The organism is Ruegeria sp. BB5 (assembly GCF_056539405.1).
Map to the genome: position 1 here is coordinate 200,897 of NZ_JBQFUX010000006.1, position 19,951 is coordinate 220,847.

Sequence of the window (19,951 nt, forward strand, 5' to 3'; positions counted from 1 at the left end):
GATCAAATGGCACAAAAGGCTGAACTGGAAATTCTTCTGGCCGTGGTTGATCACGGCAGTTTCTCGGCTGCGGCCCGCGCATTGGGATACACCCCGTCGGCCGTGGGCAAGCGGGTGTATCAGCTAGAGCAGAGGTTGCGGGTGCCGCTTCTCATACGCTCGACTCGGCGCATGACCTTGACCAAGGCGGGACAGCGATATGTAGAGGAAGCGCGCGAGATTCTCGCCCGCCTGACGGCACTGGAAGAGGACATTGCCGATGGTGCCGACAGCCTGCATGGAACGATCCGCCTGACAAGCTCGGCGGCTTTTGGTCAGCGACACGTGATCCCTCTGGTCATTGAATTCATGGATCTCAACCCCGAGGTCGAGATTGACATGCTGTTGACGGACAAGGTTGTTGATCTGGTCGGAGAAGGTTTTGATATCGCGATCCGCAGCGGCGTTTTGCCGGACTCATCGCTTGTGTCGCGGAAACTGTTGAACAATCGGCGGATACCATGTGCAGCGCCCACCTATCTTGAGCGGCATGGCGAACCGCAGCAACCACAGGAATTGACCGCGCATAAATGTCTACGCCTGGGGCCGGAAAAACACCTGTCGGATTGGGGATTTACAGGAGCAGCGGGTCTCCTATCGCGTCTTGGGCCGGGGTTTTCATGTAACAGCCTCGAAGCGCTCCGTGCGGCGTGCTGCGCCGGGCGCGGCATTGCTTGGCTGCCGGAGTTTCTTGTCTCGAATGACTTGCGCACTGGTCGCTTGACCTCGGTTTTGCCCGATCATGCTGAACCGAATGCCGGTGGTGGGATCTTTATTCTGCGCCCAGAAATGCAGTTTTTACCGCAGCGCGTGCGGGCTTTGATCGACTTTGTGGCCGACCATTTTTCGGGCAAGACCAGCCCCCGAGATGCTTGAGGTGCGGGCCGAGAAGGTCTGTTGCGCCTGAATTGATAAGATAGTTCCGCCAGAGCTGGGAATATTGGAATATTCTTCTTTTAAGAGTGGTGGTAAATCCACGATAAACCCCATATTAAGTGCGTCACGAATCCATCAGGCAGAAAAACAGTCCCGTGTTCGACCTACCGGCGCAGCGTGCGCATCTCTCCGAAAAATATGATCTGACCCCATCGCCCGAGCTTGCCGCAAGCATGAGCGATATCTATGACCGCATGTCCCGCGTGGTCTCGCCCGTCGATTGGGCGATCTATGCGCCCTATGTCAAGGCGATCAACGACCTGAAGGTCGAGCGCAACGCGGTCATTCTGGGCCATAACTACATGACGCCCGAAATTTACCATGGCATTTCGGATTTCGGCGGCGACAGCCTGCAACTGGCGATCAAAGCGACCGAGGTCGAGGCGGATGTGATTGTGCAATGCGGTGTGCATTTCATGGCCGAGACATCCAAGATCCTTAGCCCGGACAAGACGGTCCTGATGCCGGATATGGAGGCGGGATGCTCGCTGGCGGAATCGATCACCGCCGAAGGGATCGAGGAAATGCGTCGCCGGTATCCAGGCGCGCCGGTTGTGTCTTATGTGAACACCACGGCCGAGGTCAAAGCGGCGTCAGATATTTGTTGTACTTCGTCGAATGCCGCCCAGATTGTTGCGGCGCAAGACAGTCACACGGTCATTATGACGCCGGATCAGTATCTGGCGCAGAACGTGGCACGCGATGTGCCGCAGAAAAATGTGGTCTGGTGGGAAGGGTCGTGCATCGTGCATGAACAATACAGCCCGCAGGATTTGCGCGATTTCCGGGAATGGAATCCAGGCACCCGCCTGATTGCACATCCTGAATGCCCACCGGACGTTGTGGCCGAGGCAGATTTCTCGGGCTCCACCAGCGGTATCATCAAATACGTCACCGATGAAAAACCGGAAAAGGCGCTGCTGATCACCGAATGTTCGATGGCCTCAAACATCGCCGACGAACTGCCCGAGGTCGAGTTTGTGGGCCCCTGCAACATGTGCCCCTACATGAAGAAGATCACGCTGGAGAAGGTGCTGTTCGCGCTTGATACCATGACCGGGCAGGTCGAGGTTGACGCCGAAGTGGCGGACAAGGCCCGCCTGTCGGTGCAACGCATGATCGACTTGTCACGCCAGCTGGGTATTTGATCCGCGACATGCAGAGCGTTGAGACGCCGCGTGTGGTCATCATCGGCGCCGGGCTGGCGGCAGTCTATGCGGCCCTGAAGCTGGCCCCTTGCCCTGTGGTGATGATTTCGCCTGAACCGCTTGGATTGGGTGCAAGCTCGGCCTGGGCACAAGGCGGCGTTGCCGCTGCCATGGCGCGGACGGACAGCCCCGAAGCGCACGCGGACGACACCATGCGCGCCGGGGCCGGGTCGGTCCTGCGCGAGGTGGCCGAGTTCGTCACCAATGCCGCACCGGAACATATTTATGATCTGTCCGACTTGGGCACCGGGTTTGATCGCACCGCCGATGGTGGGTTCGTGCAATCGCGCGAGGCCGCGCATTCCGCAGCCCGCGTGGTCCGCGTCAAGGGCGATCAGGCCGGAACCGAGATCATGCGTGCTTTGATCGAGGAGGTGCGCCGAACGCCGTCGATTCAAGTGATCGAGGGCGCGCAGGCCGTCGGGCTGGAAAGCGACGGTACACAAGTGACCGGCGTTTACCTGACCCGCGCCGATGCCGCCAATGCGCCGCCGATATTGCTGCGCGGATCAGCGCATGTTCTCGCCACGGGGGGATCCTCGGGCCTTTATGCCCAAACCACCAATCCTGCACGTATCCGCGGGCAGGGGATCGGCATGGCTGCTCGCGCAGGTGCGCGCATTGCAGATGCCGAATTTGTACAGTTTCATCCCACCGCCATCGACGTGGGCGAGGACCCGACGCCACTGGCAACCGAGGCGCTTCGGGGCGACGGTGCCATCCTGATCGACAGCGCCGGCCACCGGTTTATGCCCGACATCCACCCTGACGCGGAACTGGCCCCCCGCGACACGGTTGCGCGCGCCGTTTACCTGCAGGCGCAGGCGGGCAAACGCCCGGCATTGGACACGCGCCAGGCCATCGGGGCCGAGATGGCTAGGCAATTCCCCGCGGTCACCGAGGCCTGTTTGCGCAACGGTGTCGATCCTGCGACCGACCCCATCCCCGTGACCGCTTCGGCGCATTATCACATGGGCGGGGTTGAGACCGATCTGGCCGGGCGCAGCTCACTGATTGGGCTGTGGGTGTGCGGCGAGGCAGCCTCGACCGGGTTGCATGGGGCGAACCGGCTGGCGTCGAACGGGTTGCTTGAGGCGTTGGTGTTTGCCCGCTCATGCGCGCGCGACATTTCAACCGCTGTGAATCCGCAGGACGCGGCTGAGGTGAACATTTGTTTTACCACCGGTGGTGAGCCGATCAATGAACGGGACGTGGCGGCCCTGCGCGAAACCATGACCGAACATGTAGGTGTGGTGCGCGACGGTACCGGTCTGCGCCAAGCGTTGACGAAAATCGCGGCGTTGGAATCCCGGCATGCGGGCTCTGATCTGTTTCTGAACATGACCGCCACCGCCACCCTGATCGCGGCTGCCGCGCTGCTGCGCGAAGAAAGTCGCGGTGCCCATTCCCGATCCGATTTCCCTGATCTTACTCCCGGCCCCGGCCAACGCTCGGCCCTGACGCTGAGCGAGGCGCTGGCCCTGCGGGACCGTATTGCAAAGGACACAGAATGAAATATCCGGCCTTGCCCGACTTGATCCTTGAACCGATGGTACGGTCCGCGCTGATGGAGGATTTGGGGGCCAATGGCGACGTTACCACCCTGACCGTAATCCCTGCAGATGCCACCTATTCTGCCCGGCTGAACGCGCGCGAGGATGCGGTGGTCTCGGGTATGCAGGTGGCGGCGCTGGCGTTCCGTCTGGTCGACCCGACACTGCATGTCACCACCCACATCGCCGACGGCCAACGCTGCACAAAAGGTGATACGTTGATGGAAATTGAGGGCAGCGCCGCTTCGATCCTGTCGGGTGAGCGGGTGGCGCTGAACTATGCCGGGCGCATGGCCGGGGTGGCGACCGCGACGGCGGCGCTGGTGGCCGAGACCAAAGGCGCCAATGCTCGCATCACCTGCACCCGCAAGACCACGCCCGGCCTGCGTATTGTCGAAAAACAAGCGGTTCTGCATGGTGGCGGGTTCAATCACCGCTTTTCCCTGTCCGATGCGATCCTGATCAAGGACAACCACATCGCCGCAGCCGGTGGGGTGCGCGCCGTGCTTGAGGCCACCAAGGCCCGCGCCTCGCACATGATGAAGGTCGAGATCGAAGTGGACACGCTGGACCAACTGGCCGAAGTGCTGGAGGTCGGCGGGGCCGATGTCGTGTTGCTGGACAACATGCCACCCGAGACATTGAAACAGGCGGTGGCACTGGTCGACGGTCGGATCGTGACCGAGGCATCGGGCAACATCAGCCGCGACACCGTGGCCGCCGTGGCGGCAACCGGCGTGGATTACATTTCATCCGGGGCGCTGACTCATTCCTATCGCACTATCGATATCGGGCTGGATTTCTGAACCAACTCAAACCCTCTCGCGGATGGGGGCCGCTCCGGTGCCATTCCCTCTGACCGCCCGCGAATAGTGATAGTGACCTATGTCAATGACGGCTCTGCGCCAGTGTTGTTCATTGGGGGCATATCGCTGGCCGGGCTGTGCAATCCTGATTGCCGTGCTCATGGGCAGTTTGGGGGTGTGATGGCTTTCGGCGGCCCAAGCTCCAACTAAGAAGAGGCTCGCGTTGAACGCGCTGGGTTGGAAGAGGTGTTTGACCGGTTGGAGGGCTCAAATGGCTGATGGATGTGGTTGCGACCAGCACGCTCGGATGTATCTGACGGTGACAGAGGCTTTGGCTCGCGGACTGGCCGTTGCCGATCCGATTGCCGAGACCGAAACCGTGTCCCTGATCGATGCGACGGGTCGGATGTTGGCTAAGGATTGCACCAGCAAAGTGGACATGCCCGCCTTCGACAATTCCGCCATGGATGGCTTTGCCGTCCGCACGGCTGATCTGGGCAAAGGGCCCGTGTTCAACCTGCCGGTGGCGGGACGCATCGCCGCCGGGGACAGCGGTGCCCATGGTACGCCAGCGGGTGCGGCCTTGCGCATTTTTACCGGTGCCCCGGTGCCCACCGATTTCGACGCCGTGCTGATGCAGGAGGATTGCGAGGCCACCACCGGAGGTATCCGATTTACCCGCCGTCCCAAACCTGGCCAACATATCCGCCGCGCGGGGGAGGACTTGAAGGCCGGTGCCCCGATCCTGTCGCAAGGATGCGAGATCACCGCGCGCGAAGCTGCAGCACTGGCTTCGGCCGGGTATGGCGATGTGAATGTATTCCGGAAGCTGAAGGTCACCCTTTTTTCCACCGGTAATGAGCTGCAACAACCCGGTGAACCGCTGGGCCCGGGCCAGATTTACAACTCGAACCGCTATATGCTGCGGGCTTTGCTGAACAAGCCGTGGATTGATCTGATGGATATAGGCCCGGTCGCAGATGACCCCGAGCGGCTGGAGCAGGTGTTGCGGCAGGCCTGCGATGATGCCGATCTCATTGTCACAACGGGTGGTGTTTCGGTGGGGGATGAAGATCACATGCCGCGCCTGTTTGAAGCCATTGGCGGCCAGATTGACGTGATGAAGGTGGCCATGAAACCGGGTAAGCCGATCATTTTCGGTCGGCGCGGCGACGCGCTTTATGTCGGGCTGCCGGGCAATCCGGTTTCGGCTTTTGTGACATGGCAGATCATCGGGTCGCACATGATGGCACGTCGGGCTGGTCTGCGTCCTACGCCGCCAACCCCGGAACAGGCGGTGCTGGCCGAACCGCTGCAGCGCCACGCTGGGCGTCAGGAATACCGTCCGGTCATGATCGACGACACGACTTCCGACGGCGTTCCACGGCTGCGTTTGATGGCACCTTCATATAGCGGCCGGGTTGCGACGCTTGCACAGGCGGATGGTCTTGCAGTCATCCCTGCGGAAACCGAAACGCTGCCACAAGGTCATAAGTTGCCGTTTCTTCGTTTTTGAAACAGATGCCCGGATCAACTTAGGTTTTTGTACATATAGGTCGTAGGCTCTAGCCGGTCCTCAAGCGGATTGCGGCAATAGTCCGGGATCTCTCCGGCGATCTGAAAGCCTAGGCTTTGATACAGGATGCGTGACGGGTCTGTACTGCGTGTGTCAAGCACCAGCAAGGTACGGCCCAGCTGGATAGCCCGGTCCTGAAGCGCCGCCATCAAGACCCGCCCCAAACCCCGGCGTCTGGCGCTGGGGTGAACCAGCAGTTTGGCCACATCGGCCCGATGTGGCTGGTTGGGCATCGTCGCGGGGATCAATTGCACCGTGCCCACAATGCGTTCGTTTTCACGAAAGACGAACAGGTCCAGCGAGCCGGTCTGTACGTTGGGCCGCACCCGGTCTTGCCAATAGGAGCGGGCCTGATCCGATGAAAAGGGCAGGATGAACCCGATACTGGCCCCGTCCTGTACACAAGCGTGCAGGATATCGGTCAGGTCGTCCAAGGCGGTGTCAAAGCTGCAATCGTCGATGCGTGTAATCATATCAGCACCAGTAGGTACCGTGCCCCACGCGCGGGCGTTGTTTCAAACCGCGTGGGACCCGCAAGGTGATAGCGCAGGCAATCGCCGCCATTCAAATCATGGGCAACGCCGTCTACGGTCAGTTTCAGCGCGCCGTCCAACATGATCAGGTGATGTTCTTGCCCAGGTTTTGGTGGCGCATCGTACGTGATTATCGCATCGGGGGGCAGGTGACCTTCCAGCACCTCTCCGCTAAGCCCAGTGGCGGGCGGAGATACCGAGCGACGGGTAAATCCGGTTTCCGGGTCGCGCCATTCGGGTTGCCGTTCGAACGGTACGCGAGGGTCGAAACTGTCTTCGACCATCATCAGCAGACGCGACATCGGCAGGCCAAAAGCTGCACAGAGCCGCCCCAGCGTTTCAGCGGTCGGGCTGACATCGCCCTTTTCCATCCGCGAAAGCGTGGCGCGGCTAATGCCGCTGTGTTCGGCCAGTTGGTCCAGTGACCACCCATGGCTCCGGCGCAGTTCGTTCAGACGGTTGGCGAGGCGGTTCGAGAGATCATCCAGCATGTTCATATGTGAGAATATCGTTCATTATAGAGATTATTCTGCAAAAATATGTAATATGCAATAAAAAAGGGCGCAGAAATTTCTGCGCCCTTCAAAGTGTTAAGGTCTCGTGCACTGGGTTATTTCCAGCCAGCCTCGTTGAAGATTTTTTGCGCTTCAGGAAGGTTCTTGGCGACCTCGGACAGGTTCACTTCATCTGCCTTGAACTCACCCAGTGACTTGACCGAGTCCGCAAGTGCGACGCCGTTCACCGCCGGGAACTCGTCATTGCCGGCCGAGAAATATTGCTGGGCCGAGTCGCTGGCCAGGTATTCCAGGAACAGGACCGCATTGTCCTTGTTCGGTGCATTCGCGGCGACACCGGCCCCGGACAGGTTCATGTGCGCGCCAGTGCTGTCGTTGTTAGGGAACACCCAGCCGATTGAGTCGATTTCCGACGAAACGCCTTTGACATCTTTGCGGATGGCGCGGGCAAAGTAATAGGTGTTCGACACGGCGATATCACATTCGCCCGAAACAATGCCACGCAGCTGGTCGGTGTCGCCGCCCTGCGGATCGCGCGCCATGTTGGCGACGATGCCTTCGGCCCAGGCTTTGGCGGCTTCAGGTCCTTCGTGGGTGATGATCGATGCCAGAAGCGTTTGGTTATATGTGTTGCTGGACGAGCGGATGCAGACCAGACCCTTGTATTCAGGTTTCGCCAGATCGGCGTAGGTGGCCGGCGGGTTGGCTACGTTTTCTTTGTCGAAAAAGATAATGCGGCCACGCTGCGAAAAGCCGAACCATTGGTTGTCATTGTCTTGCAGATTGGCAGGGATACGTTCTTCGAGCACTGCACTGTCGACCGGTTGCAAAATGCCCGCGTCTTTGGCCCGCGCCAGACGCGAGGTGTCTACGGTCAACAGGATGTCCGCGGGCGAGTTGGCGCCCTCAGCTTCCATCCGTGCAATGAGTTCGTCGGCCTTGCCTTCGATACGGTTGATGGTGATGCCGGTCGCCTCTTCGAAATCAGAATAGAGACGTTCGTCGGTGTCGTAGTGGCGTGACGAGTACAGGTTCAGTTCACCTTCGGCGGCGGCAGAGGTAGCAACCAAAGCCATCAGAGCGGCGGCAACGCAGGTAGAGGATTTCAGCATCATTTGTCCCAACATTGAAAATCGTGGCGGGCATTAACCCGACTGATTTGGTCAATTAAACGATTCTGAGGGGGATGCAAGGAAATCTGACAAATTTAGTTGGTCAAAATGTCGCTCGCCTTTCCTGCTGCGCACTTGCTGTCAGGATCGACGCTGTTTGCTCTGTCTTCCTTCCGGTTGCGGTGGTGCGGGTGACGGCGCCGGCTCAGGTTCGGGATCGTCGCTGAGTACCGGTTCCTTGGTCAGCATGGCCTGAGTTACAGCTTCCATGTATTTTTGCAGCATGACCGGCGGATCGGCCGGTGCGAGTTTGATGGTCAACCTGCTTGCACCTTCCTGACTATAGGCATAGCGCGAGGAATAGCTGGCGTTGACCTGGGCCGCCACGGGCCCCCAGCCGCCTTTCACTGAAGCGCCACCTGATTTTTCGGTCTGTTTGGTCATCGAGATCGCCATTTTGACCTCTATCTCGGCCTCCTGCACCGCATAGAATGCAGGGAGGAATCCCATCGACACGAGGCTGAATTCTTTGGCGGGGCCGTCGGGATTGGAGAGATCGGGAAGCAGGATTTTTTGGTCGGCCATATATTTAGCCATGTCGGTCGAATGACGATCCAACTCGCTTTGTGATTCAGCGACCGAAAGTGCCAGCTTTTGAACCATTTCTGCAAAGGGAACGTTCAGCAGTTCTTGCCCGATACTCATTGTTCAAACTCCTTTTGAAAAATTTGTGTTCACTCGATGATTTTCGTTTTTGACCGCCTTCGGACCGAAAACGTAACTTTCGATGCGTTCTGGCTGACCGCCTGTTTCTTGGCGTTGGTTGCGATCTGTGCCTTATTGCCATCTTGGCCCAGCCCGACCACGGCCTCGACCTTTACATTGTCGATGGTAAACTCGCTGCTTCCGTCTGAACCGGCGAGAATCTGTTCGCCCAGTGCCTGTGAAAATTCCTGAGCGTCGACAACCTGAGTGTCTTCGTCGCCCGAATTCATTTCTGACCGACCCTGGGCCAACGGGTTTGTTACCGGAGACCCCGTGCCCATCAGCATGCCGCCGCCGCCTTCTTCCAGATCGTCAATCCGATTCTGCAGGTCCGAAATTGTTTGAAGCAAAGTGGTCTCGCGCTGCTCCATTGCGGTAAGACGGTCAGCAAGTGACTGCAACAGTGTCGCAAAGGCTTCGGGCAATTCGGTGACGCGTACATCAATAGGTGGCCTCTTGGGGGCCTTAACTGTCTTACGTGCCATCGGTGTCCTCTGGTGACCTGTTGTCATCTACTGGGCCCGGAGCAAAGCGCATGCGCATGGTCGATGCGCTTTTGGTGTCGACCGTATCGGTCTGGGTCAACTTCGGTCCCATGAAGATCGAGATGATTGCGGGCCGCTTGCCTTCTTCCGTCTTAGTGCTCATCTCCATTACGACTTTCAATTCCACATCGACATCCTGCATGTGATAGAAAACCGGTGGGATGCCCATGTCGCGAAGCTCCTGCGGGTAGTTCTTCAGGGCGTTCAACTGGTCGAGGCTTAGTTGCTCGGCGGCTTGCGCCACGCTCCTGCCAATATCCGCGACCATATCGGTCAGGGTCGTTCCGAGTATTTCACCGTCGGCCAAGTTGACCTCCCGTCATCGAAAATCCGGAGAACGTTAACACGAGAACGCTCTATCACAACGCGAAATATCAAATTCAAACATGCCTGGCCCCTTGCCGGGCTAGACACAGGCGAAAAAAATATTTGGAAAACAAAAAAACCGCGCTCGAAGGCGCGGTTTCTTTAAGTGGTTATGTGCAGTTCTTAGCCCTGACGAGCTTTGAACTTGCGCTGCGTCTTGTTGATCACGTAGACGCGGCCTTTGCGACGCACAATACGGCAATCACGGTGCCGGTTCTTGAGCGAGCGGAGCGAGTTCTTGACCTTCATTGGTCTGTCTCCAATCTGCGGCGCCTTCATCAAGGACGTGGCCAGCGCCTGGGTTAGTCGGGTGCCCCGGAAGCCCGGAACAGTGAAATCATGGTGGGCGGTACAAGGATCGAACTTGTGACCCCTTCGATGTCAACGAAGTGCTCTACCGCTGAGCTAACCGCCCACGTCCCGTTGCGTTGTCCTACCCCATAACGAAATGGGGCGCGGAACCCCGCGCCGGTAGCGGGGTCTATAAAAGGAGTCGCAAAGGGGTTCAAGGGGTTTGGTAGAACTATTTTCCGGTCTATGTTCAATGCGAACAAGGAGTCACCATGCCGAACGCCCCCTATGTATTGGACATGCCCGCCAGACGCACGTCATGCGTGGTGTTTTCTTCTCCTCATAGTGGTCGGAGTTACCCTCAAACGCTGTTGAACCGCACGGTTCTAAGTGAAAATGTGATTCGATCCTCGGAAGATGCCTTTGTAGATCAGCTGTTTTCTGCGGCGGCTGAATTTGGCGCGCCGTTGATCTCGGCAGTGTTGCCGCGGGCGTATCTGGATCTGAACCGCAGTGCCGAGGAGCTGGATCCGGCACTGGTCCAAGGGGCGCGACGTTCCGGGCATAACCCCCGGGTGGCATCCGGGTTGGGGGTGATTCCCCGCGTGGTGGCCAATGGGCGTGCGATCTATCGCGGCAAGCTGACAATGGACGAGGCGCGCCTGCGCATCGACACCTGCTGGCGGCCTTATCATGCACGTCTCAAATCCTTGTTGGCCGAATCACTCGACGTCTTCGGCCAGGCGATATTGATCGATTGCCACTCGATGCCGCATGAGGCGGTCGCCATGGCCAGCAACGCGAAATCCAAGCGGCCAGATGTGGTGCTGGGGGACAGGTTTGGCGCGTCCGCCTCGACCGAGGTTGTGGATCGGATCGAAGCGGCCTTTGTGTCCGCCGGGCTGAACGTGGCACGTAACGCGCCCTTTGCCGGGGCGTATGTGACCCAGACCTATGGCCGCCCCGCCCGTCATCAACATGCGGTACAGATCGAAGTTGACCGGGCGCTTTATATGGACGAGGCCAACATCGTGCCGAATGAGAATTTTGCCCTTTTTCAAGAAATTCTGCGCGACATCATTCAGGAAATCGCCAGCATTGGCGATGATCCGGTCCGCCTGGCGGCCGAGTAAGCTCAGCGCAGCGCGCGGCCTTTCACAATTGCATCATTGCCAAAGCGGCGCCGAATCTCGTCGGTGGCGCGTTCGGCCTGTGATCGCTGAGTTGCTCCGGGATCCAGCAAATCGCCCGATATATCGGCCTGCGCTTCGGGGCACAAATCAGACAAGCCAACGCCCAGCAATCGATATGGCCCCTGATCGCCAACCTGGTCGAAAAGGCCACGGGCCGTGCGATAAAGGCGATCGGCAATCTGGGTGGCATCGCGCAGGGAAATGCGCCGGGTGATGATCTTGTGATTGGCTCGTTTGAGTTTCAGGGTGACAACACGCCCGGCCAATCCTTTGGCCTTTGCCCTGTCCGCCACCTTTTCGGAAAGGCGCCAGATGTGCCCATCCAAAATATCCAAACTGGCGGTATCTTCGAAAAACGTCGTTTCGTTGCTGATGGATTTCATCGGCTCATGGGCCGAGACGCGTCGCTTGTCCTGCCCGCGCGCCAGATGCCACAGCCGGTAACCCATTGATCCGAACCGTGCGGTCAGCGCCTCTTGGTCCCAGCGCAGCAGGTCGGAAAAACTGCGGATACCCGCGCGATCCAGCGATTCCTGCGCGGCAGGGCCGATGCCCCAGATCAGCCGCACGGGTTTGTCGTACAGGAACTCAGCCGTTTCCGCCTTTCCGATCACCGAGAATCCGCGGGGCTTGTCGAGGTCCGAGGCGACCTTGGCCAGAAACTTGTTGTGCGACAGCCCGATAGAGCCGGTCACGCCCAACTCATCCTTCATCCGCCCAACCAGCCGCGCCAGCATAACGGCAGGCGGCGCGCCATGCAGGCGCTGCGTGCCGGACAGGTCCATGAACGCCTCGTCCAGCGACAGCGGTTCGACCACCGGGGTCAGTTCGTCCATCATCTTGCGAATCTCGCGCGACACTTCGGCATAGACCGACATGCGCGGCTTGATCACCACCGCCTCGGGGCACAGTTGCAAGGCTTTGAACATCGGCATGGCCGACCGCACCCCGCGAATGCGCGCCACATAACAAGCGGTCGACACCACGCCGCGTTTGCCGCCGCCGATGATTACCGGCTTGTCGGCCAACTCGGGATTGTCCCGCTTTTCGACCGAAGCATAGAAGGCATCGCAATCCATATGTGCGATGGACAGATCAAACAGCTCGGGATGCGCCTTGATCCGCGGGCTGCCGCAGGCAGTGCAGCGCCGTTCGTCGGTCAATGTGGTCAGGCAATCTCGGCAGAGACCGGGCATGAAATCTTCCCGCCTTTCATGCGATTCAATTAGTGGTTTCCTTATACCAGCCCCAGGTGTGGCACGAAATGCCAGCGATTACTGAAAGCAGGGTCATGTCCGAAAGAAGACCCCCCGCGAAGTGGCGGGGGGAGGTGACGGACCTCAGGAAGAGAGGGTCCGCGGGGAGTATCACACCCCTAGAATCGCGCAAAACCGCCAATTTCGATAGGACCGAGGTCACACATGAGAAACTCGTATTTTTCATGTGTGTTTTGGGGCACAGCGGCGATTTGGCACGGTTGGGCCGGAAAGTGACGTTAGGTCAACTGGTTGCAAGCCGTTTCTGCGCGGAAATTCGCTGATCTGGTGGCACTTGTCAGTGATGTGTCAAGGAATTTAACTCAGCAAGAACCGCCTGGGCTGCGGCTTTTGGGTCCTGTGCCTGATAGATCGGGCGGCCAACAACGATGTGATCGGCACCGTCGCTGATTGCACTGGCCGGGGTGGCCACACGTTTCTGATCGCCCAATGCTGCGCCTGCTGGTCGGACACCTGGAGTAACGATCAGACGACCTTCGGCCTGGGGCAGGGCGCGGATTAGCGCGGCCTCTTGCGGGCTGGCGATGACGCCATCGGCCCCGGCCTCTAGCGCGCGTGCCGCACGTTCGACCACCAGTTCCTGCACGTTGCCCTCTTTCAGCAGGCTGGCATCCAGATCGTCGCGGTTCAGCGAGGTCAGGATGGTCACGGCGAGGATTTTAAGGTCCTTGCCCGTAGCACCCTCTTTCGCGGCGCGTACCACATGGGGATCACCATGCACGGTCAGGAAATCCAGATCGAACTGTGCTAACCCGCGCACAGCGTTTTCCACTGTGTTGCCGATGTCGAACAGCTTCATGTCCAGAAAAATGCGCTTGCCGTGATCCTGTTTCAGCTCATTAGCCAGGGCCAGCCCGCCCCCGGTCAGCATACCCAGCCCGATCTTGTAGAAAGATACGGCATCGCCCAGCCGCTCGGCCATGGCCAGACCTTGCAAGGCGTTTGGAACATCAAGGGCAACGATCAGGCGGTCATCGGACATGGGGCAAGCTCCTTTTTGGCAAACGTCTGCGTCCTAACGGGTTCCGCGCCTTGTGTCCATGCAGGACCGATGTTTGATCGAAGTCGCATTCCTCATGACTGAGTGTGCTATGGTCCTCCCGTTACAAAGAACATTTAAGATGGGGGACTCATGAAACAGTTTGCGGGTGTGGGGTTTGTTTTGTCTTTGGTTGGCTGTCAGCAAATGCCGTTGCAGCCAGAGGCCGCAGATACGGTCATCAGATCCCCGACCAATCAGGACCTGCGCCTTGTGCGCGGCTATCGTTCGACCGACGATGATTGCCAGTTAACCGGCGAAACGGCCTTTACCGTCGATTTTCTGGATGACGCGGCTGATCTTGTGTCCTGCCCCTCAGGCAGCGATGCGGCGCAATCATTGGTCGACATGTATAATGCACGGCAAGTCGCAAAAACCGGAGGGTATACAGTCTATTCCGTACCGCGCCGTTAAGTGCGGATTCTGCGGCTTAGCCTCTTGAACCGTCAAAGATATTTCCCAGATTGAATGTGAGGCCCAGACCGAAGCGTGCCGCCAAGCGGGCGCATCACATTCAGGGCGCTTGAGATAAAGGAGAATGCTATGGACTTGAACAAGTTCACCGAGCGGGCACGGGGGTTCGTGCAGGCGGCGCAGACGATTGCGCTGCGCGAGGGGCACCAGAGGTTGGAGCCCACACATATTTTGAAAGCATTGATGGATGACGATCAGGGGCTGGCCAGCAACCTGATCACACGTGCAGGTGGCGCGCCGAACCGCGTGGTCGAGGCGCTGGATGCTGCGATGGCCAAAATCCCGAAGGTCAGCGGCGACGCAAGCCAGATTTACATGGACGGCCAGACCGCCAAGGTGTTGGACGAGGCCGCCAAGATTGCCACCAAAGCGGGCGACAGCTTTGTGCCGGTCGAACGTGTGTTGATGGCGTTGTGCATGGTGAAATCCAAAGCCAAGGACGCTTTGGACGCCGGAGCCGTGTCTGCGCAAAAGCTGAACGAAGCGATCAACGATATTCGTAAGGGCCGCACCGCTGACAGTGCGTCGGCGGAGGAGGGCTATGACGCGCTCAAAAAATACGCGCGCGACCTGACCGAGGCTGCAGCCGAGGGCAAGATCGACCCGATCATCGGACGGGATGAGGAAATCCGTCGCTCAATGCAGGTTCTGTCGCGTCGTACCAAGAACAATCCGGTTCTGATCGGGGAACCCGGCGTCGGTAAGACCGCGATTGCCGAAGGTATGGCCCTGCGCATTATCAATGGTGATGTGCCGGAATCGCTGAAGGACAAGAAACTGCTGGCGCTGGACATGGGCGCGCTGATCGCCGGTGCAAAGTACCGCGGTGAATTCGAAGAACGCCTCAAGGCTGTTCTGACCGAGGTCACCGAGGCCGCCGGTGAGATTATCCTGTTCATCGACGAGATGCACACATTGGTCGGTGCCGGTAAATCCGACGGTGCGATGGATGCCGCCAACCTGATCAAGCCCGCGCTTGCACGGGGTGAACTGCATTGTATCGGTGCAACCACGCTGGACGAGTACCGCAAATACGTCGAAAAAGACGCGGCCCTTGCGCGACGGTTCCAGCCAGTGATGGTGCAGGAGCCGACGGTCGAGGACACCATCAGCATTCTTCGCGGTATTAAAGAGAAGTATGAGCTGCACCACGGTGTGCGCATCTCGGACTCGGCACTGGTGTCGGCGGCGACCCTGTCGCATCGCTATATCACCGACCGGTTCCTACCTGACAAAGCTATCGATTTGGTCGATGAGGCGGCGTCGCGTCTGCGGATGGAGGTAGACTCCAAGCCAGAAGAACTCGATCAACTTGATCGTCAGATTCTGCAGATGCAGATCGAGGAAGAAGCGCTGAAGCTTGAGGATGACGCAGCCTCCAAGGATCGTCTGGAAACCTTGCAAAAGGATCTGGCCGACCTGCAGGAGAAATCCGCCGAGATGACCGCCCAGTGGCAGGCCGAACGCGATAAGCTGGCAGGTGCGCGTGATCTGAAGGAGCAGCTCGACAAGGCGCGGGCCGATCTGGAGATCGCTAAGCGCGAAGGAAACCTCGCCAAGGCGGGTGAACTGTCCTACGGCGTCATCCCCGAGCTTGAGAAAAAGCTGACTGAGGCCGAAAACGCCGAAAGCAACGCCATGATGGCCGAGGAAACGGTGCGTCCGGAACAGATCGCTTCGGTGGTCGAACGCTGGACGGGTATCCCGACTTCGAAAATGCTGGAAGGTGAGCGCGAGAAGCTGCTGCGGATGGAAGACGATCTGCATTCCCGCGTGATCGGTCAGGATGCGGCGGTGACTGCCGTGGCCAACGCCGTGCGCCGTGCACGTGCTGGCCTGAATGATGAGGGTCGCCCGCTGGGTTCGTTCCTGTTCCTCGGACCGACTGGCGTGGGTAAGACCGAATTGACCAAGGCCGTGGCGAACTTCCTGTTCGATGACGACAACGCGATGGTGCGCATCGACATGTCCGAGTTCATGGAGAAACACGCGGTTGCCCGTCTGATCGGTGCCCCTCCGGGCTATGTCGGTTATGATGAAGGCGGTGTGCTGACCGAAGCCGTGCGGCGTCGGCCCTATCAGGTCGTGCTGTTTGACGAGGTCGAAAAGGCGCATCCGGATGTGTTCAATGTGCTGCTGCAGGTTCTGGACGATGGTGTGCTGACCGATGGTCAGGGCCGCACCGTGGACTTCAAGCAGACGCTGATCATTCTGACGTCGAACCTCGGCTCTCAGGCGCTCAGCCAGTTGCCCGAAGGTGCGGACAGTGCGCAGGCCAAACGCGACGTGATGGATGCGGTCCGGGCGCATTTCCGGCCGGAATTCCTGAATCGTCTGGACGAAACGATCATCTTTGACCGGCTCAAGCGGGCCGATATGGATGGCATCGTTGATATCCAGATGGCACGCCTGCAGAAACGTCTGACCGCCCGCAAGATCGAGCTGGCACTGGACGATGGTGCCAAGGAATGGCTGGCGAACGAAGGCTATGATCCGGTCTTTGGTGCGCGTCCGCTGAAACGCGTGATTCAGCGCGCGCTTCAGAACCCATTGGCCGAAGCCCTGCTGGCCGGCGAGATCAAGGACGGCGAGACTGTCCCGGTGACCACCGGAGCCGAAGGTCTGATCATCGGTGACAGGCTGGGCACGTCAGATCGACCCCGCCCGGACGATGCCGTGGTGCATTGATCTGAGATTGGAAACCAGAAAGACCCGCCAAACTGGCGGGTTTTTTTTTACACCTTGGCAAAATGCCCATTCAGAAAAACAGCGATTTCCGTCAGCGAGGCATCGGCTTCGGGTATCTCCGGGTAAAACTCGAACACGTGCCACATGCCCTCCCATACACGCAGGGTGCAGTCGGCGCCGGCCTGTCGCAGCAGGCGATCCAGACGCACGCAACCGCTCAACAAATGATCGCGGGTTCCCGAAGTCAGAAAGACGGGTGGAAAGTCTGCGTCGAAGAGGCCGTAAATCGGAGATACGTCAGGGGCTGTCAGGTCGACCTCTTTGCCAACATAACAGTCACGGAAAAAGTCGATTTCAGACTGATTTAGAAACGGGTCGCGATCTGCCAGTCCGCTGTCCCCGTTGTTCTGCAGGTCGACAAAAGGTGAAAGCAGGGCCAGTGCCGTTGGTAACGGAACGCCATTTGCGCGCATTCTGTGGACTGCAGCCAATGCAAGATTTCCCCCGGCAGATTCTCCACACAGGCAAGCCCCAGGCGTTTCGGCCAGTACAGACGAGATGACTGCGGTGCAGGCATCAAGGGCCGCCGGGTATGGCGCTTCGGGGGCCAAGGGATAGTCCGGTGCAATCACAACCGCGCCGGTCTTGGCCGCCAGCCAGGCTGAGATTGGCAAATCCTCAAACGGGCTGCCAAGGGTAAAGCCGCCGCCGAACAGATAGACCAACCTGCGGCCAGAGCGCGGTTCGGCAGGAGTGATAACCATGCAACGCACACCGCCAATTGTTTCATCGGACAGTGCAACGCCGGACATTTCTACGGCTGCGGTACAACTGTCTGCGTAATCCTCTCGCAACATAGCCCGCATTTCGGGAAGAGGCTGCGTTAGATCCCGAATTGCGGCTTGTTCGGCATAAGATGCAGCCTTGGCACTGATTGCGGCGGGGGCGGGCATAGGTTTGTTTTTTCTGTGGTTCATACCATTGATATCGCAATGTCAGCAGGCGCAAGGGATCTAATGGATGCAGGTATGCTTTGACGGTTTCCCCAAAAACACCGCACTACGTCTGTCGATCCATTGCAAAGCCTGCACGTTCCGGGCCTGAATTGCAAAGCTTAGCTTGGTTGGGAACGTTCTGAAGCCCACGCTTACAGGCGACTACGTTACAATCTCGTCGCTCAATCGTGACGCTCATTACCTTGGCACTGTGCTATCAGCGATCTACCTCATACCCGAGGTGTTTTGACAACGGAGACATACATGGCGCATCGCTGGACCAATACATTGACACATGCGGACGTCACCCCAAGGGCGGCGTTTTTGAACCGGCGTCAGGTTATGGCCGGGCTGGCAGGTGTCGGACTGGCGGGGATGGCGCGCGGCGCGGCGGCGCAAGAAGCGCTGGAGCCGAACACCTGGGAAGAGATCACGTCTTATAACAACTTTTATGAATTCGGGACCGGCAAGGATGATCCTGCCAAATATGCCGGTGCGCTGACCACCGAACCATGGAGTGTTAAGATCGACGGTCTGGTCGACAATCCGGGCGACTATGACTTTAAGGATATCATGTCCGAGATGACGGTCGAAGAACGCATCTATCGTTTCCGGTGTGTCGAGGCCTGGTCGATGGTGATCCCGTGGAACGGGTTCGAACTGGCTGATCTTCTGAACATGGCAGGTGTTCAGGAAGGGGCCAAATACGTGGCCTTTGAAACCGCCTTGATCCCCGATGAGATGCCGGGCGTGCGCTACCCGATTCTGGAGTGGCCTTACCGCGAGGGTCTGCGCTTGGATGAGGCGATGCATCCGCTGACCATCATGGCGACGGGTATTTATGATCGGCCGATCCCAAACCAGAATGGTGCGCCGCTGCGTTTGGTGGTGCCGTGGAAATACGGCTTCAAGTCGATCAAGTCGATCGTGCGGATCACTCTGACAGAAGAAGAGCCACCCACCAGCTGGAACATGTCGGCGCCACGTGAGTATGGCTTCTATAGTAACGTGAACCCGAACGTGAACCATCCGCGCTGGTCGCAAGCCTCGGAACGTGAAATCGGCGGCGGTCTCTTTGCCAAGCGTATCCCAACCCTGATGTTCAACGGCTATGAGAACGAGGTCGCCGGGCTGTACGAAGGCATGGATCTTTCGCAATACTATTAAGTCTATGCAGCAGGTGAATCATATATTACGCCGTATTCCCGCTTGGGCGGTCTACCTGATTGGGGCGCTTCCAGCGCCCTGGTTGTTTTACCAGGGGCTGACAGGCGGATTGGGCGTAAACCCGATAGAGGCGTTGGAGCATCGTTACGGAGAGTTGGCGTTACAGCTTCTGATTGGTGTGCTGGCGATTTCTCCACTGCGGCGATTCATCGGCCTGAACCTGCTGAAGTTCCGCCGCGCCCTTGGGGTTCTGACCTTTGCGTATGTCACGCTGCATCTGTTGGTGTGGCTTGTGTTGGATGTGCAGGTGCCCAGCCAGATTTGGGCGGATATCGTTAAGCGCCCTTATATAACGGTCGGCATGGCCGCTTTTGTCTTGATGCTGCCGTTGGCGGTGACGTCGAACAATCTGTCGGTGCGGAAATTGGGTCCGCGATGGCGCAGCTTGCAGCGCCTGGTGTTTCCCGCGGCGATTCTGGGTGGGCTGCACTATGTCATGTTGGCCAAGGGCTTCCAGATTGAACCGCTGGTCTATCTGTCTGCAATCGTCGGCCTGTTGCTACTGCGTTTGCCTATATCCGGTGTGCTGACTCGGTCGCGTCAGGCCGATTCCATCTGACTCGGCGCTGAGTCTATGGGTAACCCTGTTCAAAAGCTGAGATTCGAGGTGGGATGCGCTGCGTGTTGCGGGTTTCGTGGAGTGTGTCGTTATTTAAGCTTATGATTTATATGGGTAAAATTTAAATCTGCGGTTTTTTGCGAGTTTGTCGAATTTTCCTCTTGCGGGTTGTTTGGGTAAACCTTAGAACCCCCTTCACCGGCGCTGCTGAGGCGGTGTTGGGACGCTGGAGACGGCGGAGACGCTCAGGAGAG

Annotated in this window: 20 protein-coding genes and 1 tRNA gene; 10 read left to right on the plus strand and 11 right to left on the minus strand. The window is 58.6% G+C overall.

Features of this window, described 5'->3' with window-relative positions; genetic code table 11:
- The first annotated feature begins 6 nt into the window (after positions 1 to 6).
- From ACR0DL_RS15175 to ACR0DL_RS15195, 5 genes are all read left to right on the plus strand, one after another.
- Complete coding sequence (locus tag ACR0DL_RS15175; protein WP_480689943.1) at positions 7 to 915, plus strand: LysR family transcriptional regulator; 909 nt, start codon at positions 7 to 9, stop codon at positions 913 to 915.
- 155 nt (positions 916 to 1,070) lie between these two features.
- Positions 1,071 to 2,123: a quinolinate synthase NadA gene (gene nadA / locus ACR0DL_RS15180; protein ID WP_480638652.1), complete on the plus strand. Its 1,053-nt coding sequence runs from the start codon at positions 1,071 to 1,073 to the stop codon at positions 2,121 to 2,123.
- A gap of 8 nt (positions 2,124 to 2,131) precedes the next feature.
- Entirely contained in the window at positions 2,132 to 3,697 is a 1,566-nt protein-coding gene (locus ACR0DL_RS15185) for an L-aspartate oxidase (RefSeq protein ID WP_480689945.1), read from the plus strand.
- Complete coding sequence (gene nadC / locus ACR0DL_RS15190) at positions 3,694 to 4,542, plus strand: carboxylating nicotinate-nucleotide diphosphorylase (RefSeq protein WP_170361978.1); 849 nt, start codon at positions 3,694 to 3,696, stop codon at positions 4,540 to 4,542. Before ACR0DL_RS15185 ends, nadC begins: the two co-directional genes overlap by 4 nt.
- 271 nt (positions 4,543 to 4,813) lie before the next feature.
- On the plus strand, positions 4,814 to 6,058 hold the full coding sequence (locus ACR0DL_RS15195) for a molybdopterin molybdotransferase MoeA (RefSeq protein WP_480689947.1): 1,245 nt from the start codon (positions 4,814 to 4,816) through the stop codon (positions 6,056 to 6,058).
- 14 nt (positions 6,059 to 6,072) lie between these two features.
- Here the strand turns inward: ACR0DL_RS15195 and ACR0DL_RS15200 are convergent, their stop codons facing one another.
- The 8 genes from ACR0DL_RS15200 to ACR0DL_RS15235 all read right to left on the minus strand — a co-directional run bounded on the left by ACR0DL_RS15200 (position 6,073) and on the right by ACR0DL_RS15235 (position 10,369).
- Entirely contained in the window at positions 6,073 to 6,591 is a 519-nt protein-coding gene (locus ACR0DL_RS15200) for a GNAT family N-acetyltransferase (RefSeq protein ID WP_170352014.1), read from the minus strand.
- On the minus strand, positions 6,588 to 7,142 hold the full coding sequence (locus ACR0DL_RS15205; protein WP_170352061.1) for a helix-turn-helix transcriptional regulator: 555 nt from the start codon (positions 7,140 to 7,142) through the stop codon (positions 6,588 to 6,590). Before ACR0DL_RS15205 ends, ACR0DL_RS15200 begins: the two co-directional genes overlap by 4 nt.
- Positions 7,143 to 7,261: 119 nt before the next feature.
- Entirely contained in the window at positions 7,262 to 8,278 is a 1,017-nt protein-coding gene (locus ACR0DL_RS15210; protein WP_170352060.1) for a Fe(3+) ABC transporter substrate-binding protein, read from the minus strand.
- 141 nt (positions 8,279 to 8,419) lie between these two features.
- The gene (locus ACR0DL_RS15215; RefSeq protein WP_480689949.1) at positions 8,420 to 8,983 is read right to left on the minus strand and encodes a hypothetical protein; all 564 of its coding nucleotides are present in this window, start codon (positions 8,981 to 8,983) and stop codon (positions 8,420 to 8,422) included.
- A gap of 29 nt (positions 8,984 to 9,012) precedes the next feature.
- Complete coding sequence (locus tag ACR0DL_RS15220; protein WP_480689951.1) at positions 9,013 to 9,528, minus strand: hypothetical protein; 516 nt, start codon at positions 9,526 to 9,528, stop codon at positions 9,013 to 9,015.
- On the minus strand, positions 9,518 to 9,895 hold the full coding sequence (locus ACR0DL_RS15225) for a hypothetical protein (protein WP_170352011.1): 378 nt from the start codon (positions 9,893 to 9,895) through the stop codon (positions 9,518 to 9,520). The genes ACR0DL_RS15220 and ACR0DL_RS15225 overlap by 11 nt, the downstream gene beginning before the upstream one ends.
- 182 nt (positions 9,896 to 10,077) lie before the next feature.
- Positions 10,078 to 10,203, minus strand: a complete 126-nt coding sequence (gene ykgO, locus ACR0DL_RS15230) for a type B 50S ribosomal protein L36 (RefSeq protein ID WP_008755722.1) — start codon at positions 10,201 to 10,203, stop codon at positions 10,078 to 10,080.
- Between the two features lie 91 nt (positions 10,204 to 10,294).
- A tRNA-Val gene (locus ACR0DL_RS15235) sits at positions 10,295 to 10,369 on the minus strand.
- Positions 10,370 to 10,517: 148 nt separating this feature from the next.
- Between ACR0DL_RS15235 and ACR0DL_RS15240 the strand changes: the two genes are divergently transcribed.
- Complete coding sequence (locus tag ACR0DL_RS15240) at positions 10,518 to 11,378, plus strand: N-formylglutamate amidohydrolase (RefSeq protein ID WP_480689953.1); 861 nt, start codon at positions 10,518 to 10,520, stop codon at positions 11,376 to 11,378.
- A 2-nt stretch (positions 11,379 to 11,380) separates the two neighbouring features.
- Here ACR0DL_RS15240 and ACR0DL_RS15245 read toward each other — a convergent pair whose 3' ends face one another.
- The gene (locus ACR0DL_RS15245; protein WP_480689955.1) at positions 11,381 to 12,634 is read right to left on the minus strand and encodes a DNA polymerase IV; all 1,254 of its coding nucleotides are present in this window, start codon (positions 12,632 to 12,634) and stop codon (positions 11,381 to 11,383) included.
- Positions 12,635 to 12,992: 358 nt separating this feature from the next.
- Complete coding sequence (pyrF, locus tag ACR0DL_RS15250; protein WP_170352008.1) at positions 12,993 to 13,697, minus strand: orotidine-5'-phosphate decarboxylase; 705 nt, start codon at positions 13,695 to 13,697, stop codon at positions 12,993 to 12,995.
- A 150-nt stretch (positions 13,698 to 13,847) separates the two neighbouring features.
- Here pyrF and ACR0DL_RS15255 point away from each other — a divergent pair, with 150 nt between their 5' ends.
- Positions 13,848 to 14,168, plus strand: coding sequence for a hypothetical protein (locus ACR0DL_RS15255; RefSeq protein WP_170352007.1), 321 nt, complete (start codon positions 13,848 to 13,850; stop codon positions 14,166 to 14,168).
- A 129-nt stretch (positions 14,169 to 14,297) separates the two neighbouring features.
- Positions 14,298 to 16,916, plus strand: a complete 2,619-nt coding sequence (gene clpB / locus ACR0DL_RS15260; RefSeq protein ID WP_170414866.1) for an ATP-dependent chaperone ClpB — start codon at positions 14,298 to 14,300, stop codon at positions 16,914 to 16,916.
- A gap of 47 nt (positions 16,917 to 16,963) precedes the next feature.
- On the opposite strand, the gene ACR0DL_RS15265 is transcribed toward clpB, so the two are convergent.
- Positions 16,964 to 17,869 carry an alpha/beta hydrolase gene (locus ACR0DL_RS15265; protein WP_170352005.1) on the minus strand — a complete coding sequence of 302 codons (906 nt, stop codon included), beginning with the start codon at positions 17,867 to 17,869 and terminating at the stop codon, positions 16,964 to 16,966.
- Positions 17,870 to 18,175: 306 nt separating this feature from the next.
- Between ACR0DL_RS15265 and msrP the strand changes: the two genes are divergently transcribed.
- Positions 18,176 to 19,078, plus strand: coding sequence for a protein-methionine-sulfoxide reductase catalytic subunit MsrP (msrP, locus tag ACR0DL_RS15270; protein ID WP_170352004.1), 903 nt, complete (start codon positions 18,176 to 18,178; stop codon positions 19,076 to 19,078).
- A gap of 4 nt (positions 19,079 to 19,082) precedes the next feature.
- Complete coding sequence (gene msrQ, locus ACR0DL_RS15275; protein ID WP_170399980.1) at positions 19,083 to 19,697, plus strand: protein-methionine-sulfoxide reductase heme-binding subunit MsrQ; 615 nt, start codon at positions 19,083 to 19,085, stop codon at positions 19,695 to 19,697.
- Positions 19,698 to 19,951 lie beyond the last annotated feature (254 nt).

Excerpts from the sequence above, each read along its gene's own strand:
- ACR0DL_RS15175 (WP_480689943.1), top strand. The coding sequence starts at position 7 with ATGGCACAAAAGGCTGAACTGGAAATTCTTCTGGCCGTGGTTGATCAC.
- ACR0DL_RS15185 (WP_480689945.1), top strand. The coding sequence starts at position 2,132 with ATGCAGAGCGTTGAGACGCCGCGTGTGGTCATCATCGGCGCCGGGCTG.
- nadC (WP_170361978.1), top strand. The coding sequence starts at position 3,694 with ATGAAATATCCGGCCTTGCCCGACTTGATCCTTGAACCGATGGTACGG.
- ACR0DL_RS15195 (WP_480689947.1), top strand. The coding sequence starts at position 4,814 with ATGGCTGATGGATGTGGTTGCGACCAGCACGCTCGGATGTATCTGACG.
- ACR0DL_RS15200 (WP_170352014.1), bottom strand. The coding sequence starts at position 6,591 with ATGATTACACGCATCGACGATTGCAGCTTTGACACCGCCTTGGACGAC.
- ACR0DL_RS15205 (WP_170352061.1), bottom strand. The coding sequence starts at position 7,142 with ATGCTGGATGATCTCTCGAACCGCCTCGCCAACCGTCTGAACGAACTG.
- ACR0DL_RS15210 (WP_170352060.1), bottom strand. The coding sequence starts at position 8,278 with ATGCTGAAATCCTCTACCTGCGTTGCCGCCGCTCTGATGGCTTTGGTT.
- ACR0DL_RS15215 (WP_480689949.1), bottom strand. The coding sequence starts at position 8,983 with ATGAGTATCGGGCAAGAACTGCTGAACGTTCCCTTTGCAGAAATGGTT.
- ACR0DL_RS15220 (WP_480689951.1), bottom strand. The coding sequence starts at position 9,528 with ATGGCACGTAAGACAGTTAAGGCCCCCAAGAGGCCACCTATTGATGTA.
- ykgO (WP_008755722.1), bottom strand. The coding sequence starts at position 10,203 with ATGAAGGTCAAGAACTCGCTCCGCTCGCTCAAGAACCGGCACCGTGAT.
- ACR0DL_RS15240 (WP_480689953.1), top strand. The coding sequence starts at position 10,518 with ATGCCGAACGCCCCCTATGTATTGGACATGCCCGCCAGACGCACGTCA.
- ACR0DL_RS15245 (WP_480689955.1), bottom strand. The coding sequence starts at position 12,634 with ATGCCCGGTCTCTGCCGAGATTGCCTGACCACATTGACCGACGAACGG.
- pyrF (WP_170352008.1), bottom strand. The coding sequence starts at position 13,697 with ATGTCCGATGACCGCCTGATCGTTGCCCTTGATGTTCCAAACGCCTTG.
- ACR0DL_RS15255 (WP_170352007.1), top strand. The coding sequence starts at position 13,848 with ATGAAACAGTTTGCGGGTGTGGGGTTTGTTTTGTCTTTGGTTGGCTGT.
- clpB (WP_170414866.1), top strand. The coding sequence starts at position 14,298 with ATGGACTTGAACAAGTTCACCGAGCGGGCACGGGGGTTCGTGCAGGCG.
- ACR0DL_RS15265 (WP_170352005.1), bottom strand. The coding sequence starts at position 17,869 with ATGCCCGCCCCCGCCGCAATCAGTGCCAAGGCTGCATCTTATGCCGAA.
- msrP (WP_170352004.1), top strand. The coding sequence starts at position 18,176 with ATGGCGCATCGCTGGACCAATACATTGACACATGCGGACGTCACCCCA.
- msrQ (WP_170399980.1), top strand. The coding sequence starts at position 19,083 with ATGCAGCAGGTGAATCATATATTACGCCGTATTCCCGCTTGGGCGGTC.